The sequence below is a fragment of the Providencia sp. PROV150 genome (assembly GCF_028481025.1).
Taxonomy (GTDB): Bacteria; Pseudomonadota; Gammaproteobacteria; order Enterobacterales; family Enterobacteriaceae; genus Providencia; species Providencia hangzhouensis.
This window is the reverse complement of record NZ_JAMPPJ010000012.1, coordinates 196,787-210,935: the sequence shown is the minus strand read 5'-3', so window position 1 is coordinate 210,935 and position 14,149 is coordinate 196,787. Positions and strand designations below refer to the sequence as shown.

13 protein-coding genes are annotated in these 14,149 nt (G+C 38.5%); 5 read left to right on the top strand and 8 right to left on the bottom strand.

The window, feature by feature from the left end:
* Window positions 1–276: 276 nt before the first annotated feature.
* On the top strand, window positions 277–1,014 hold the full coding sequence (locus PSE83_RS10450) for a L,D-transpeptidase family protein (protein WP_004264751.1): 738 nt from the start codon (window positions 277–279) through the stop codon (window positions 1,012–1,014).
* Here the strand turns inward: PSE83_RS10450 and PSE83_RS10445 are convergent.
* The gene (locus tag PSE83_RS10445; RefSeq protein ID WP_004264748.1) at window positions 985–1,752 is read right to left on the bottom strand and encodes a class II glutamine amidotransferase; all 768 of its coding nucleotides are present in this window, start codon (window positions 1,750–1,752) and stop codon (window positions 985–987) included. The genes PSE83_RS10450 and PSE83_RS10445 overlap by 30 nt on opposite strands.
* Before the next feature lie 26 nt (window positions 1,753–1,778).
* The gene (gene lpcA / locus PSE83_RS10440; protein WP_004264745.1) at window positions 1,779–2,357 is read right to left on the bottom strand and encodes a D-sedoheptulose 7-phosphate isomerase; all 579 of its coding nucleotides are present in this window, start codon (window positions 2,355–2,357) and stop codon (window positions 1,779–1,781) included.
* A 390-nt stretch (window positions 2,358–2,747) separates the two neighbouring features.
* Between lpcA and fadE the strand changes: the two genes are divergently transcribed.
* Window positions 2,748–5,213 (top strand): acyl-CoA dehydrogenase FadE, encoded by a 2,466-nt coding sequence (gene fadE, locus PSE83_RS10435; protein WP_036958904.1) that lies wholly within the window; start codon window positions 2,748–2,750, stop codon window positions 5,211–5,213.
* 89 nt (window positions 5,214–5,302) lie between these two features.
* On the opposite strand, the gene PSE83_RS10430 is transcribed toward fadE, so the two are convergent.
* The 4 genes from PSE83_RS10430 to lysA all read right to left on the bottom strand — a co-directional run bounded on the left by PSE83_RS10430 (window position 5,303) and on the right by lysA (window position 9,319).
* Complete coding sequence (locus PSE83_RS10430; protein WP_004264740.1) at window positions 5,303–5,998, bottom strand: hypothetical protein; 696 nt, start codon at window positions 5,996–5,998, stop codon at window positions 5,303–5,305.
* On the bottom strand, window positions 5,995–7,230 hold the full coding sequence (locus PSE83_RS10425) for a hypothetical protein (RefSeq protein ID WP_136134829.1): 1,236 nt from the start codon (window positions 7,228–7,230) through the stop codon (window positions 5,995–5,997). The genes PSE83_RS10430 and PSE83_RS10425 overlap by 4 nt, the downstream gene beginning before the upstream one ends.
* A 22-nt stretch (window positions 7,231–7,252) precedes the next feature.
* The gene (locus PSE83_RS10420; protein ID WP_004264733.1) at window positions 7,253–7,888 is read right to left on the bottom strand and encodes a hypothetical protein; all 636 of its coding nucleotides are present in this window, start codon (window positions 7,886–7,888) and stop codon (window positions 7,253–7,255) included.
* 171 nt (window positions 7,889–8,059) lie between these two features.
* A complete protein-coding gene (gene lysA / locus PSE83_RS10415) occupies window positions 8,060–9,319 on the bottom strand; it encodes a diaminopimelate decarboxylase (RefSeq protein WP_004264731.1) in 1,260 nt (419 codons plus the stop codon).
* Window positions 9,320–9,445: 126 nt separating this feature from the next.
* On the opposite strand from lysA, the gene PSE83_RS10410 reads away from it, so the two are divergent.
* A complete protein-coding gene (locus tag PSE83_RS10410) occupies window positions 9,446–10,381 on the top strand; it encodes a LysR family transcriptional regulator (protein ID WP_094962044.1) in 936 nt (311 codons plus the stop codon).
* Here PSE83_RS10410 and PSE83_RS10405 read toward each other — a convergent pair.
* On the bottom strand, window positions 10,355–11,275 hold the full coding sequence (locus PSE83_RS10405) for a LysR family transcriptional regulator (protein WP_206277922.1): 921 nt from the start codon (window positions 11,273–11,275) through the stop codon (window positions 10,355–10,357). The two genes, PSE83_RS10410 and PSE83_RS10405, sit on opposite strands and share 27 nt — an antisense overlap.
* A gap of 130 nt (window positions 11,276–11,405) precedes the next feature.
* Between PSE83_RS10405 and PSE83_RS10400 the strand changes: the two genes are divergently transcribed.
* Entirely contained in the window at window positions 11,406–12,278 is an 873-nt protein-coding gene (locus tag PSE83_RS10400) for an MBL fold metallo-hydrolase (protein ID WP_272660841.1), read from the top strand.
* 172 nt (window positions 12,279–12,450) lie between these two features.
* Window positions 12,451–13,095 carry a DsbA family protein gene (locus PSE83_RS10395; RefSeq protein WP_164455138.1) on the top strand — a complete coding sequence of 215 codons (645 nt, stop codon included), beginning with the start codon at window positions 12,451–12,453 and terminating at the stop codon, window positions 13,093–13,095.
* Window positions 13,096–13,156: 61 nt separating this feature from the next.
* On the opposite strand, the gene PSE83_RS10390 is transcribed toward PSE83_RS10395, so the two are convergent.
* The gene (locus tag PSE83_RS10390; protein ID WP_272660840.1) at window positions 13,157–13,675 is read right to left on the bottom strand and encodes a prepilin peptidase; all 519 of its coding nucleotides are present in this window, start codon (window positions 13,673–13,675) and stop codon (window positions 13,157–13,159) included.
* Window positions 13,676–14,149: the final 474 nt, after the last annotated feature.

Here is a 14,149-nt window from a genome sequence, read left to right as displayed (position 1 = left end):
TTCTGCCACCCACAATTTTATCAGTTCCCACTCTCTATGTCCGGCTATAGAAGTGACATAGTTCAAGCAAATTGCATTAATATTTAAATTTTTCTGTTAACAATTCGGTATTATCGATATTTAAGCTCATATTTATCGATCATTGTTTATTATTTACACAATAAAGGTTCATTTAAAAACTATTAACAAACTATATTAATTTTCGATTTACTCGTCTAGAATGCATAAAATATGTACTCTTTTTGTTCAATAACATTTTCTTGATATGGCTTAGATATGAAATTAAGTAAATTTTTTAGTGCAATTTTTTTATTTGTACTCATATATTCTCCTGCTATTCAGGCGAGTAACTATTCATTTCTACTTAATAATAACGTATCGGATAGCTCAAACTCATCCATTTTTATTCAAATATTTAAGCAAGAAGGTTTATTAGAACTCTATCAAAAAACACCATCAGGAAAATATAAACTGTCGAAAACTTACCCAATTTGTAAGTTTTCAGGAGGGCTAGGTCCAAAAAAAATTGAAGGCGATCTGAAAAGTCCAGAAGGATTTTATCAAATTACAGCGGAACAGCTCAATCCTAATAGTCGGTATTACCGATCTATCAATATTGGTTTTCCTAATGAGTTTGATAAAGCGCAAGGCTATAGCGGTAGCTATCTTATGATCCACGGCAGTTGCGTTTCGGTGGGATGTTATGCCATGACCGATAAATATATGGGTGAGATTTACCAAACAGTAGAAACGGCCTTACTCAGCGGACAGTCGGTCATTAATGTCAGCATTTACCCATTTAAAATGACAAATGAAAATATGCTGCGCTACCGTAATTCCAGCCATTATGCCTTCTGGAAGCAGCTACAACCCGCTTACGAGTATTTCAACCGCACAGGAAGGCCTGCCGAGGTGTCGGTCGCTTTAGGTAAATATGCGGTTATTGACCAAGCTGATACCCCAACAAAATTGTTAGGGTCTAAATCACAATATGCGCTCACCAAGATAGAATAAGACGAAATTACCTGGGTCAATTCGCTGCCAGTTTTCATTACCCGTTAGTGGTTGCGTTGCGATAACAGAGACCACATCAGTGGGGGTCGTGCACTGCTCAAAATCGATTTCAATATCTTGGTCAAGTAATTTTGCTTTACCAAACGGTGCCTTACGCGTTAACCAATGTAAATTCGTCGAGCTAAAGGCCATCATATATTGCCCATCAGACAGCAACATATTAAATACCCCTTTATGACGTAATTGGTCAGCTAATGTCGCAATAAAACGGAACACGCTTTTCCAATTCGATGGCCTGCGTGGGTATTTTTCACTGAGTTGATGAAGTATCCAACAAAATGCCCATTCGCTATCAGTTTCACCTATTGGGCAATAACGTCCAGTTTTCAGTGTACGATACCCCTTTAACTGCCCATTATGTGCATAAGTCCAATTACGTCCCCATAGCTCACGAGTAAAGGGGTGAGTATTTGCTAACGACACATCCCCCCGATTTGCTTGGCGAATATGCGCAACAACACTTTCTGATTTAATCGGGTATTCCTGCACAAAACGAGCGACAGGTGATAAAAAGCTAGGTTGAGGATCTTTAAATGTGCGACACCCGAGCCCCTCATAAAAGGTAATTCCCCAACCATCTTTATGTGGGCCTGTTTGGCCCCCTCGGGAAATTAACCCACTTAGGCTAAACGAAATATCGGTTGGAACATTGGCACTCATGCCAAGTAACTCGCACATTTAAAAGCTCCTGATCAATAATAACGTTACTTCACCATCTCTTTTTCGATTAACTGAATTAAGATATGAATAACTTTAATATGAATTTCTTGGATACGGTCGGCATACCCAAAGTGTGGAACACGAATTTCAATATCCGCGGTTCCAGCCATTTTCCCGCCATCTTTCCCTGTTAGCGTGATGACTTTCATACCTTTTTCACGCGCAGCGGCAATCGCTTTAATAATGTTTCCTGAATTACCTGAGGTAGAAATTCCGAGTAAAACATCACCTTTCATGCCAACAGCTTCAATAAAGCGCGAAAAAACATACTCATAGCCGAAGTCATTACTCACACAAGATAAATGACTCACATCTGAAATAGCAATCGCAGGATAACCTGGGCGGTTTTCGCGGTAGCGCCCTGTTAATTCTTCAGCAAAATGCATTGCATCACAGTGAGAGCCCCCATTACCACAAGATAATACTTTGCCACCTGCTTTAAAAGAGTCAGCAAGTAGAACGGCAGCCTGTTGGATAGCATTAATATTGGCATCATCGCTAAGGAAATTCGATAACGTCTCGGCCGCTTCAGTCAGCTCGCCGCGGATTAAGTCTTGATACATGAGATTTCCTCTTAATTAAGAATACGTTACAGAAATTACGATTAATTTACATCCAAATTATCCTAAAAGAAAAATGGCGTTCCATGGCAAAACTCAGATAGATATCAGTAATTAATCTTTAATAGTCAGATTGTTGCACAGGGATAATTTTGTTTCTACTTTTGATTGTGCTGTCATGACCCTATCGACAAAATTCACCGTATCTCATAACCAATAACCTGACTTTTCATAAAACAAATAAGACTAATTACTACGATAATTTCCTTTATATGACGTTTTTGTGAGCTAAGTTGTAATTAAGATGTAAATACATTGCTAATCCTTTATTAATAGGTATAGATTAAAGCAACAAACAGGTCAGACCTCTTACAAGTGGACAGGAGCTTAACTATGATCCTTCTCAGCATTGTGTTATTTCTCGCCTTAATCGGCGTACTTTGTTACCACAAAACCTCTTTAGTTTTTAGCTCAATATTATTATTGGCCTATACCGCGGTTATGGGGGTCATCAATATTTGGAGCTACTGGATGTTACTGCCAGTTGCCTTGGTTTTATTTCCTTTTGTCTTCACTCCCGTACGTCAATCGCTTTTCTCTATCCGCGCGATGAAAATGTTCCAAAAAGTCATGCCGCCAATGTCAAGTACAGAAAAAGAAGCCATTGACGCTGGAACAACGTGGTGGGAAGGTGACCTTTTCCGTGGTGCTCCAGATTGGAATAAACTGCATAACTACCCAAAACCGCAATTAACCGCTGAAGAACAGGCTTTTATGGATGGGCCCGTTGAAACTGTTTGTGGTATGGTCAATGACTTCGAAGTTAGCCATGAACTTGCGGATCTTCCTCCTGAAGTGTGGCAATACCTACGTGATCACCGTTTCTTCGCTATGATCATCAAAAAAGAATATGGTGGCCTTGAGTTTTCTGCTTATGCACAGTCTCAAGTTCTACAAAAACTCGCTGGCGTATCCGGTATTCTTGCTATCACTGTTGGTGTTCCAAATTCATTAGGCCCTGGCGAACTACTACAGCATTATGGGACTGACGAACAAAAACAACGCTATTTACCGGGCTTAGCGACGGGTGAAGAAATTCCATGTTTTGCATTAACGAGCCCTGAAGCAGGCTCAGATGCTGGTGCAATCCCAGATTCAGGTGTCGTTTGTATGGGAGAATGGCAAGGTGAGCAAGTATTAGGAATGCGTTTAACATGGAACAAACGCTATATTACCTTAGCACCAATTGCCACTGTACTAGGTCTCGCATTCAAACTTTCAGACCCTGATAAACTCTTAGGTGGCGAGAAAAACCTTGGTATCACCTGTGCGTTAATTCCAACTAATACCCCAGGTGTTGAAATTGGTCACCGCCACTTCCCACTAAATATTCCATTTATGAATGGTCCTACACGTGGAAAAGATATTTTTGTTCCAATCGATTACATTATTGGTGGGCCAAAAATGGCTGGCCAAGGTTGGAGAATGTTGGTTGAGTGCCTTTCAGTGGGTCGTGGCATTACATTGCCATCGAACTCAACAGGTAGCTTGAAGAGTATCGCTATCGCGACAGGAGCTTACTCTTATATTCGTCGCCAATTCAAATTACCCATTGGTAAAATGGAAGGTATTGAAGAGCCGCTAGCGCGCATCGCGGGTAATACCTATCTAATGGATGCAGCAGCAACTCTCATCACCTCTGGAATTATGTTAGGTGAGAAACCTGCCGTTTTATCCGCTATTGTTAAATACCACTGTACACACCGTGGCCAGCGCGCCATTATTGATGCCATGGATATTACGGGTGGTAAAGGAATCTGTCTTGGGGATTCAAACTTTGTTGCCAGAGCCTATCAAGGCGCACCTATCGCCATTACAGTTGAAGGGGCAAATATCCTAACCCGCAGTATGATCATCTTCGGTCAAGGCGCTATCCGTTGCCATCCTTTTGTATTAGAAGAAATGGCCGCAGCGCAGGACAATAACTTACATAAATTCGATAAAGCCGTATTTGGGCATATTGGACATGTGGTTAGTAACCAATTCCGTAGCTTCTGGCTTGGTTTAACCAATGGCCGTGGAAGTCATGCACCAACCAAAGATGAAACACGTCGTTACTATCAAATGCTAAACCGCCAAAGTGCCAACTTAGCATTGCTATCCGATGTTGCCATGGGTGTGTTAGGCGGTAGCTTGAAACGCCGTGAACGTATCTCTGCTCGTTTAGGGGATATTTTAAGCCACTTGTATCTCGCATCTGCAACCTTAAAACGTTATGAAGATGAAGGTCGCCAGAAAGCAGACTTACCATTAGTGAAATGGGCGGTTGAAGATTGTTTATATCAATCAGAAAAAGCGATGGATGACCTCCTGAAAAACTTCCCTAACAAATTGGTTGCCGGGATCATGCGCATCACACTGTTCCCTACTGGCCGTGCGATGTCGACACCATCAGACCGACTAGACCATAAACTGGCTCAAATTCTGATGGAGCCATCAGAAACACGCGACAGATTGGGCCGTGGGCAGTATTTAACACCTACGGAAAACAACCCTCATGGCTTAGTTAACCAAGCCTTGCTGGATATCATTGCCGCTGAACCTATTTTCGAACGTATCTGCCGCTTAAAAGAGCGTAAGCTCAGCTTTACTCGCTTAGATAAGCTTGCTGACCAATTACTTCCTGAAAATGTAATTACGCAAGAAGAAGCCGATATCTTGCGTAGAGCAGAGGCAAGTCGATTACGGACAATTAATGTCGATGAGTTCGATTTTGATGATTTGGGTGTACTTCCGACAAAAAAGTCACCAGATGAACCTTCAAATGAAGAAACCAGTAAGAAAAAGAAAGCGGCTTAATTAATTATTAAGTTTATTAAGTAATAAAAAAACTCAAGGAGTTATTCGCCCCTTGAGTTTTTTATTAGTGCAAATTATACATCAATTTTCTACGTACTCGGGGAGTTTGCTCGTTGTTTAGCCTCTAATATATAAGGTCGTAATTTAATTTTATTATCCCAGTCACCTAGCTTAAATTGACAAATCTCCCCACCTTCATTTGCGCAAATTGTTAGATACTCTTTTGCTTTGTCTATTTTTCCAAATTCGTAAAAATAGATTTCAGAGGCAGCCTCTAACGCTAATAGACGGTAATAACCTTTAGTTTCTATCAACCTCTCCCAATATTTTATTGACTGCTCCAAATCAATCTCCACACCAACTCCGTGATTATTAAAGTAAGCTAATCGGTATAAACCCAGCTGGAAATTAGGATCAATCATTACAGCTTTATTTAAATATTCTAAACCAATTAAACAATTTTCATCTGCAATTCGCTTTAAATTGACTAGACTTTTTTCAGAACAGGTCGAATCATCAAAATATAATAAAAATAAAAGATAATGGGTTTTGGCGTCACCTTCATCTACTTTATTTTTGAGTAGATAAAATTTCTCTGCTGTCTCAATTGGTGTCATGGCCTGAAAAAAATTTTTCTCTTCTTCATGCTTCATATTATTAGTAGAAAAAGCAAGCATCCTATACGACGGAGGTTTCACGTCACTACTTTGTAAAAAATTTTCACTGTATGAATATGAATCATATCCACTGAGAATAAAAACTAGCACAACCAATAACCATTTCATATTAACCCATTAAATACGCGATCGTTATTTGATTTTAAAAATGGTAGTGTATTTTTCATTGTAGTCATTAATACATTATTTAAGCTTATAGATGACTCACTATTAAATAATGAAATCAACTCTGCTAGTTGATTTTCAGGATGAGCTATATCTTTTTGTTTAAACCACACATCAACAATATCTGTTTTTTTTCCATCAATCCAAGTTACCTCTGATATTAATTTATGTTGATTACTATTTTCATCCACATAATCAGAAAATGAATAACTTAAGCTTATTGATGAAATACCGGCCTTACTCAAACCTAATAATTCTTCAGACTGCGTTTTACCATCACTGTTTTTATCTCGCCATAACTTAAGATATTCCCAGTGAAAATCATCATTACTAACAAATCCATCATTATTGCTATCAAAATCCATTAAGCCATCAAAACCATTTAATGCAAAACAACCATTTTCTTTCAGATAATCATCCCCAAATAACTCACTAGAATCATTAATAATTCCATCACTATTTTTATCCATCACCAATAATGCATCACTGGGAGAAACCCATCCGGTTTTTTTTAGCTCTCCATTAAATTTAAATAGCACACCAAAATCATATGGTAAAGTTTCCACTCCATTATTATTTAAGTCAATAATTAAAGGTGTTTTATAGTCCTTTGCTATTTCCTTTATTTTCTTTAAATTTTTCTTTGGTGTTCCTGCTAATTTAATACCATTGACACCAGACTTTTCAAGAAAATCACTCACGAAGTCAATACAATTATTTGATATCAAGTTATAATTCTCATTACCATCCAAATTATTTTTGATTGAATTATATGTCTTAAATAAATTATTTAAATCATTATCAAACACAGGTCCTTGTCCCACAATTGTCAAAGATGATGCTTCTGAATACTTATTATGATCATCGAATGAAATATTATCCGTATTGGTCAAAAAACTATTACCAGCACTAAAACCTATAGATACGCTTTCAAATTGGTTACTTTCCGGATTTGTGCCTTTAAGACCAATAAACACATGACCAAAAGAAGAATCCCCTATATTTGTATTATCACCTACAACATCTATATATTGGCTATCCGGCGGAGAAACAAATATAGTAAAGCTAGGTCCTCCATAGTTAGAGAAACCATTATCATCTAATTCAAACAATCGACTATCACCTTCATTTACGCTTTGTAAATAATGTTCTGGTATATATTCTTTAACATCCATACATCCCCCCCTTTTATCTCTATTAATTTCTCATATAGTTATCTATATCATTGAGATATTTTTTACATTTTTCGCTACCATTTTTAGCACCAATATCTGCATAATATCTAGATTTATCAATATTTTTTATATTTCCATCATCATCAAAAAGAGTAATTTCAACTAAGTAATCACAGACTAATACAGAATCTCTCCCTCCTTTTTTTATTATTTTATCTAGAATTAGATTTGCTTTATTTTCATTTTCATTCAATACAACCCCTTTATGATAAAGTTTACTCATTTCAAATAACGCCATATTATTATCAGGATTTATATTAACTGATTCAATTAAGTAATTAACAGCTTTTTTGCAGATGAAATTAGGTATCGACGGTTTAAAATCAAAATACTTGCAATTAGAATCCTTAAGGAATAATTTAAATAATAATAAATTACTATTTGAATCTCCTGATGCAGCCTTTTCAACTAACAAAAAGAAATCTTTTTCATTTCTTGGTGGTGGGTACTCATCACTAATAGATGGTTCATATATTAAATACTTACTATCATAATTAAATGATAACATCCTATATGATGGCATAATGATATCTCTTTTAAAATCATTAGCTTTACACTCTAAAAAGGCTAAGCCAAGTATAAAAATCATCAATTTCATATTATTCTCATTTAAATAAAATCAATCATTAGAAGAAAATAAATTTATTTTTACATATAAAAAAGTATTGTAAATAACCTAAAAGAGTAGTTTTAACCTTAATTAAAAACAAAAAAATCCAGCCATTTATTTAATAGCTGGATCCATTAATTTTTTGAGGAATTATTTAAATTACAACTCCAACGCCAATAATTCCTCTATCGTTTGGCGACGGCGAATCAATTGTGGTTTGCCATTCACAAACATCACTTCGGGTAATAATGGGCGGCTATTGTAGTTTGATGACATGGATGCACCATAAGCGCCAGTGTCATGAAAAACCAGAAAATCGCCAACTTTCACCTCGGGTAAAGCGCGGGTTACCACTAAACCGCCCTCTAACTGGGTAAATACATCTCCTGATTCACACAGAGGGCCAGCGACAATAGTGTCTTTTAGTTGAGCCCCATCAACGTTACGTCCATCCGTGGGTAATACTGAAATATGGTGATAGCTGCCATACATCGCTGGGCGCATTAGGTCATTAAAACCACTGTCTACAAGCACATAGTGGCGGCTACCCATATCTTTAACGGCTCGTACTTCAGCTAACAATACGCCTGATTCCGCAACCAAATATCGGCCAGGTTCTATTTCAAGTTCAATTTTGTGCCCTAAGTGTTGTTCGATACGTTGGCGAGCGTTATCCCATAAGCTGTAATAATGCTGCACATCGATTAATTCATCACCTTCACGATAAGGGGTTGATAACCCACCACCTGCTGAAATGGCATGAAGGTCAACCCCTGCGGTTGTGACTAGCGCCACCATAGAATCACACACATCGGCAAGATGTTGATAGTCAACCCCAGAACCAATATGCATATGAATACCAACCAATGACAAATTATAATGGCGAATTTTTTCTAACGCTAAAGATAAGTCTTCATGCCAAATACCGTGCTTACTATTTTCGCCGCCAGTATTAGTTTTTTGGCTATGACCGTGACCAAAACCAGGGTTGATACGCAGCCAAACAGGATGGCCAGCTTTTTGCTCGCCAATTTGTTCAAGCATATCAATCGAGCCAGCATTCACAGGGATATCTAACTCAGTGACTTTCGCTAATGTCGCTCTATCGAGCACATCCGCTGTAAAGACGATTTCTGAGTTTTCACGCCCAGGCTGGAACCCTGCCACCAGCGCACGTTCAATCTCCCCTAAGGAAACGGAATCGACTTTAACGCCTTGTTGTTTCATTAAGCGCAGGATATGAATATTCGAGCACGCTTTTTGTGCAAAGCGCACGGTATCAAAAACTTGTAATTGCTTGATACGCTCAATGATCACCGCGCTATCATAAACCCAAACAGGGCTACCATACTGCTCAGGTAATGCGCGTAAATACTCAGGGGTTAAATATTGGCTTGTTGTCGTTGCGAATGAAGTCATTGTCTTTCTCGTTTGCAAGTTTTTATTATATTAAAAGCTATTATTCAAAGAATAATACGGGAAAAAAAATATCTATTTTGCTAAAGTCTATTCATATTTGATATGGATTTTATTTAAGGACTTTTTATGCAAGCCATTTCATGGCGGCACATCGAAATATTCCGTGCGGTGATGACCACCCCCAACCTGACGGAAGCCGCTGCGCTGCTGAACACTTCACAACCCACTATCAGCCGTGAACTTGCTCGCTTAGAATACCTTTTACAGTTTAAGTTATTCGATAGAGTCAAAGGGCGGTTACAACCTACTGCACAAGGTTTACGGTTTCTTGAAGAGGTTGAACGCTCCTATTATGGTTTAGAACGCATTAAAAATTCAGCGGAAACCATCCGGCGTTTCGAACATGCGCAAATATCGATAACCTGTCTACCGGCTTTCGCCCAATCTTTATTACCTCAGGTTTGCCAATCGTTTATGGAAAATTACCCTGATGTCAGCATCACGGTGATCCCACAAGAGTCCCCTGTATTAGAGGAATGGTTGTCAGCCCAACGTTACGATTTCGGCTTAACAGAGCATCTACAAATGCCACCAGGAACTGAACAACAAACACTAGGAAGTTTAAATGAAGTGTGTGTCTTACCGGCGAGCCACCCTTTAACCCAAAAAGAAGTGTTAACACCCAGCGATTTTCAAGGCCAACGTTTTATTAGCCTGTCATTAACTGACAGCTACCGTCAGTTGATTGACTCAACCTTTGCGGAACACCACGTCGAACGAAAAATGGTCATGGAAACGCATTCGGCATCATCCATTTGCGCTATGGCACTAAAAGGGATTGGAGTTTCTATTGTTAACCCGTTAACTGCATTAGATTTCCATCAACAATCAGCTGGGAAGTTAGCTCTACGCCCACTCAGTTTTTCGATTCCTTTTACTGTTAGTTTAATAAGGCCAATTCACCGCCCTTCATCACAATTGACCAATATTTTTACTCAACATTTAGAGGATAACTTTAATCAAATAAAAACTCAGCTAACTTCCGCGCTGTTGCATCAATAACTGCCAATGAGGTGAAGTTTCAAACCAATTAGCGAGATAATCAATCACCACCCTCAGGGCGGTTGGCATTTTTTGGCGGCTAGTATACACAGCGTAAATACCTAGTGGCATTGGAGTATATTCAGGTAATAACTGAACTAACTCACCCGAAGCCAAATGATTAGCAACTGAATAATAAGGTTGCATAGAGATACCCGCCCCCTGCAATGCTGCTTCAGCGAGAAATACGGATTCGTTAGCACTTAAGCGCCCATCAACTAACACTCTATGCTGCATGCCTGCTTTTTCAAATACCCATAAGCTACGACCAAAAAAATTGTAGGTTAAGCAATCAAGCAAAACTAAATCCTCTGGCTTTTCAGGCTGTTTTTTTCCTTTTAAAAAGTCAGGTGAAGCACAAATGACAGAATGGCAAGTTGACAAGGATTTTGCGATTAAACTCGGTTCCAATTGATTCGTGATACGGATTGCCAAATCAATTCGTTCTTCTATCAAATTTACCGATTTATTCGATATTTGCATATCAATAGCCATATTCGGGTAGAGCTTCATAAACTCAGAAATAGCCACAGAAAGCGCACTTTGGGCGATTGATTGTGAACAACTAATACGCACTAAACCAGATAATGCTTTTGCATCAAGCTCTTGCTGCACAGGCACCATTTGGGAAATCGCATTAAGTTGCAAAGATTGTTGATATACCCCTTCCCCTGCTGAAGTTAGACTTAATTTCCGTGTGGTGCGATTTAATAAACGTACTCCCGCCCATTGCTCCATTTCTGACAAATAGCGTGTCACCATCGCTCTAGACATATCCAGTTTTTCTGCGGCTCCACTTAGGCTGCCTTGTTCAACGATAGTAATAAATACCTCAGCCGCTTTTAATCTATCCATACCATTCTCATTTGACCGAATTATGCAACAAACAACACCTAATTATGGGGTTTTTCATATCATCATTGCAATTTAGTATACACGACATGCAAAACAAACTTTTCTGTATAACTTCATTTTAGGATACAACATGAAATTGACCTTATTAGCGGCAACCGCGCTATTTGCCACAACGATAAATCTGGCCCAAGCTGAAACACTCACACTAGATGTTTATAACCCTGGAAATAACAGCGTATTTCCAGTTTCCTCTGAAATAATTAGCGGTTCAAGTGAAGTGGTGTTGATTGATGCACAATTTCAAAAAAATGATGCACAACAATTGGTTGATAAGATTAAAAAACTCAATAAAAAATTAACTACGATTTACATTAGCCATTCTGACCCAGACTACTATTTTGGGCTAGATACCCTAACAAACGCCTTCCCAGAGGCTAAAGTGATCGCAACAGCAAACACAGTTGAAGCCATTAAAGCCACTAAAGATGGCAAGCTGGCTTACTGGGGCGGTGTATTAAAAGATGAAGCCCCTGCCCATGTTATCGTCCCTGAAGTGATTAAAGGAGACTACTTCACCGTTGATGGCGAAAAACTTGAAATTAAAGGCCTTGATGGCGTGTCACCAGATAGAACTTATCTCTGGGTTCCATCATTAAAAGCCGTTGTGGGTGGCGTTACTGTTTCTGACAATATTCATGTTTGGGTAGCAGATACCCAAACAGAAGAGTCACGCAAAAATTGGCTGCAAACATTAAAAGACATCAAAGCTCTGAACCCAGCAACCGTTGTTCCCGGCCACTTTACGGGGGCGTCTAAATTAGATGTAGCGACGGTTTCTTTCACTCAAAAATATTTACAGGACTTTGAAAGTGCATATAAAACAAGTAAAAACTCAGGTGAGCTCATCCAAAAAGTTGCAGCGAAGTATCCACAATTAGATGATAAATCAAGCTTAGAACTTAGTGCAAAAGTCATTAAAGGCGAAATGAAATGGCCTCAGTAATTAAGTAATATTCACTATTTCAGCCAGTTGCGCGGTATGCCCCGTATCTGCACACTGAATGACTTACTAAAAGCAATTTGGCTGATTTAACCGAATGATAGTGGTATTAATTTTTTGATAATGATACAACTTAATTCAAATTACTTAAAAATAGCAAATAAAGAGAACGATTATGAGTAACATCACCCTACACTATATTTATGACCCTTATTGCGGCTGGTGCTATGCCGCTGCGCCTTTAGTCGAAATTGCCAAGCAACACCCAAGTATCAACATTGAAATGCATGGTGGAGGCATGCTAGCAGGTGACGCTCGTCTACATTTAGATGATAATTTTCGCCAATATATTCTGCAATCCGATAAGCGCATTGCATCAATGACAGGGCAAGTGTTTGGCGATGACTATATAAAAATGCTACACGAACCTAATTTGGTTATGGACTCAACACCACCGCAAACCGCTATATTAGCGGCAACCAAGCAAGGCAAAGGCTTTGAAATGCTTAAAGCCATTCAAAAAGCACACTACATTTCAGGACGCCATATTAAAGATACCGCGGTACTTCTTGAGCTCGCCAAAGAAATTGGCCTCGATGTAACCCAGTATGTGTCCGACTACAGTGAGTGTGAGCAACATGAAACTGCGGCCCACATTGGAACAAGTAAGACTCTGTTAGCGCAGTCAGGTGCATCCGGTTTTCCAACACTGTTAATACAACAACAGGATAGATGGTTGCGTGTTCCATTACAAAATTACCTCGGTGAGCCGAGTAAATGGCAGCAGTTTTTAGACTCTCTAGTAACAGCAGCGTCTTAACAACTACAACTCCGATTTTTACTCACCCCTTTCATGCATGCACGTATGGTTGTCTTTTAATTTAATATTCAATTATTGATAAATACAACCATATGCTAGCGCTAATAATTAGCGCGGGACCAAATGGGATCATCTTCGTTTTTTTAGCTATTTTTTCCCCAGATAATGTCTCAGGGTAGGCCTGATTCGCCTGTTGCTTCTTTTGATATATTTTAGGCAATAACCCATAGATTACCCAATATTGTAATAGCCCTACCCCTGCGGCAGTCCCCAAAAAGTAAGGAAGCTGCCAAACCCCAAGCCAGGCAGAACAAGCGGCAACGAGTTTAAAATCCCCCCTCCCCATTTGTGGCTGAGACGTTTGTTTTTCAACCAATGTCACCACCATAAGCATAACTAAGTAACTGATCAGCACCGCGTAAATAGCTGAAACCACATTCCCATTTGGCAAATGAATTTGATATAACAGCCCCAACCATAATAATGGGTATGTAAGAATATCAGGGAGATAACCTATTTTATTATCAATGATGAATAATGGAATTATCAAATTAATATATAGTGTCAAAAATAAAACCATATATAAACCATCAGACGTCCAATATATTATAAAAATTAATAAGCCATATATTAGAAGTAGAATAGTATTTTTAATAAAAATTTTTGATTTATCAAAAAAAACAACTGGTAAATAAACAAGCAGCTTTTTAGTCGAGAAAAAAGAGATTAACAACATAATCAAAACAGAAAAAATACAAACAAAATCAAACGTATTTGTAAATTTTTCATTTTGGCATGATAATATAAACTGCTCAGAAGGTGAAATAATAGATATAGCTGATGATATAAAAATACAGATTAGTTCCCTCATATTAACTCCTTATTCCTTTATGGAGATAAAAATAAATATACTGTGAATTTCCGATGCCCCCAACACTTTAATTCCGTAGAGTAGAATCGGTTTATTCGAATATCAGTATCCCCTAGTGGACTTCATCACAGTTTAAGATGTCGCTAATGGCACAGACATACTATAAAAGGCCTGTATTTCGTT

What these genes read in the sequence shown, in the direction of transcription:
- PSE83_RS10450 (WP_004264751.1), top strand. Translation starts at nt 277, where the DNA reads ATGAAATTAAGTAAATTTTTTAGTGCAATTTTTTTATTTGTACTCATA.
- PSE83_RS10445 (WP_004264748.1), bottom strand. Translation starts at nt 1,752, where the DNA reads ATGTGCGAGTTACTTGGCATGAGTGCCAATGTTCCAACCGATATTTCG.
- lpcA (WP_004264745.1), bottom strand. Translation starts at nt 2,357, where the DNA reads ATGTATCAAGACTTAATCCGCGGCGAGCTGACTGAAGCGGCCGAGACG.
- fadE (WP_036958904.1), top strand. Translation starts at nt 2,748, where the DNA reads ATGATCCTTCTCAGCATTGTGTTATTTCTCGCCTTAATCGGCGTACTT.
- PSE83_RS10430 (WP_004264740.1), bottom strand. Translation starts at nt 5,998, where the DNA reads ATGAAATGGTTATTGGTTGTGCTAGTTTTTATTCTCAGTGGATATGAT.
- PSE83_RS10425 (WP_136134829.1), bottom strand. Translation starts at nt 7,230, where the DNA reads ATGGATGTTAAAGAATATATACCAGAACATTATTTACAAAGCGTAAAT.
- PSE83_RS10420 (WP_004264733.1), bottom strand. Translation starts at nt 7,888, where the DNA reads ATGAAATTGATGATTTTTATACTTGGCTTAGCCTTTTTAGAGTGTAAA.
- lysA (WP_004264731.1), bottom strand. Translation starts at nt 9,319, where the DNA reads ATGACTTCATTCGCAACGACAACAAGCCAATATTTAACCCCTGAGTAT.
- PSE83_RS10410 (WP_094962044.1), top strand. Translation starts at nt 9,446, where the DNA reads ATGCAAGCCATTTCATGGCGGCACATCGAAATATTCCGTGCGGTGATG.
- PSE83_RS10405 (WP_206277922.1), bottom strand. Translation starts at nt 11,275, where the DNA reads ATGGATAGATTAAAAGCGGCTGAGGTATTTATTACTATCGTTGAACAA.
- PSE83_RS10400 (WP_272660841.1), top strand. Translation starts at nt 11,406, where the DNA reads ATGAAATTGACCTTATTAGCGGCAACCGCGCTATTTGCCACAACGATA.
- PSE83_RS10395 (WP_164455138.1), top strand. Translation starts at nt 12,451, where the DNA reads ATGAGTAACATCACCCTACACTATATTTATGACCCTTATTGCGGCTGG.
- PSE83_RS10390 (WP_272660840.1), bottom strand. Translation starts at nt 13,675, where the DNA reads ATGGTTTTATTTTTGACACTATATATTAATTTGATAATTCCATTATTC.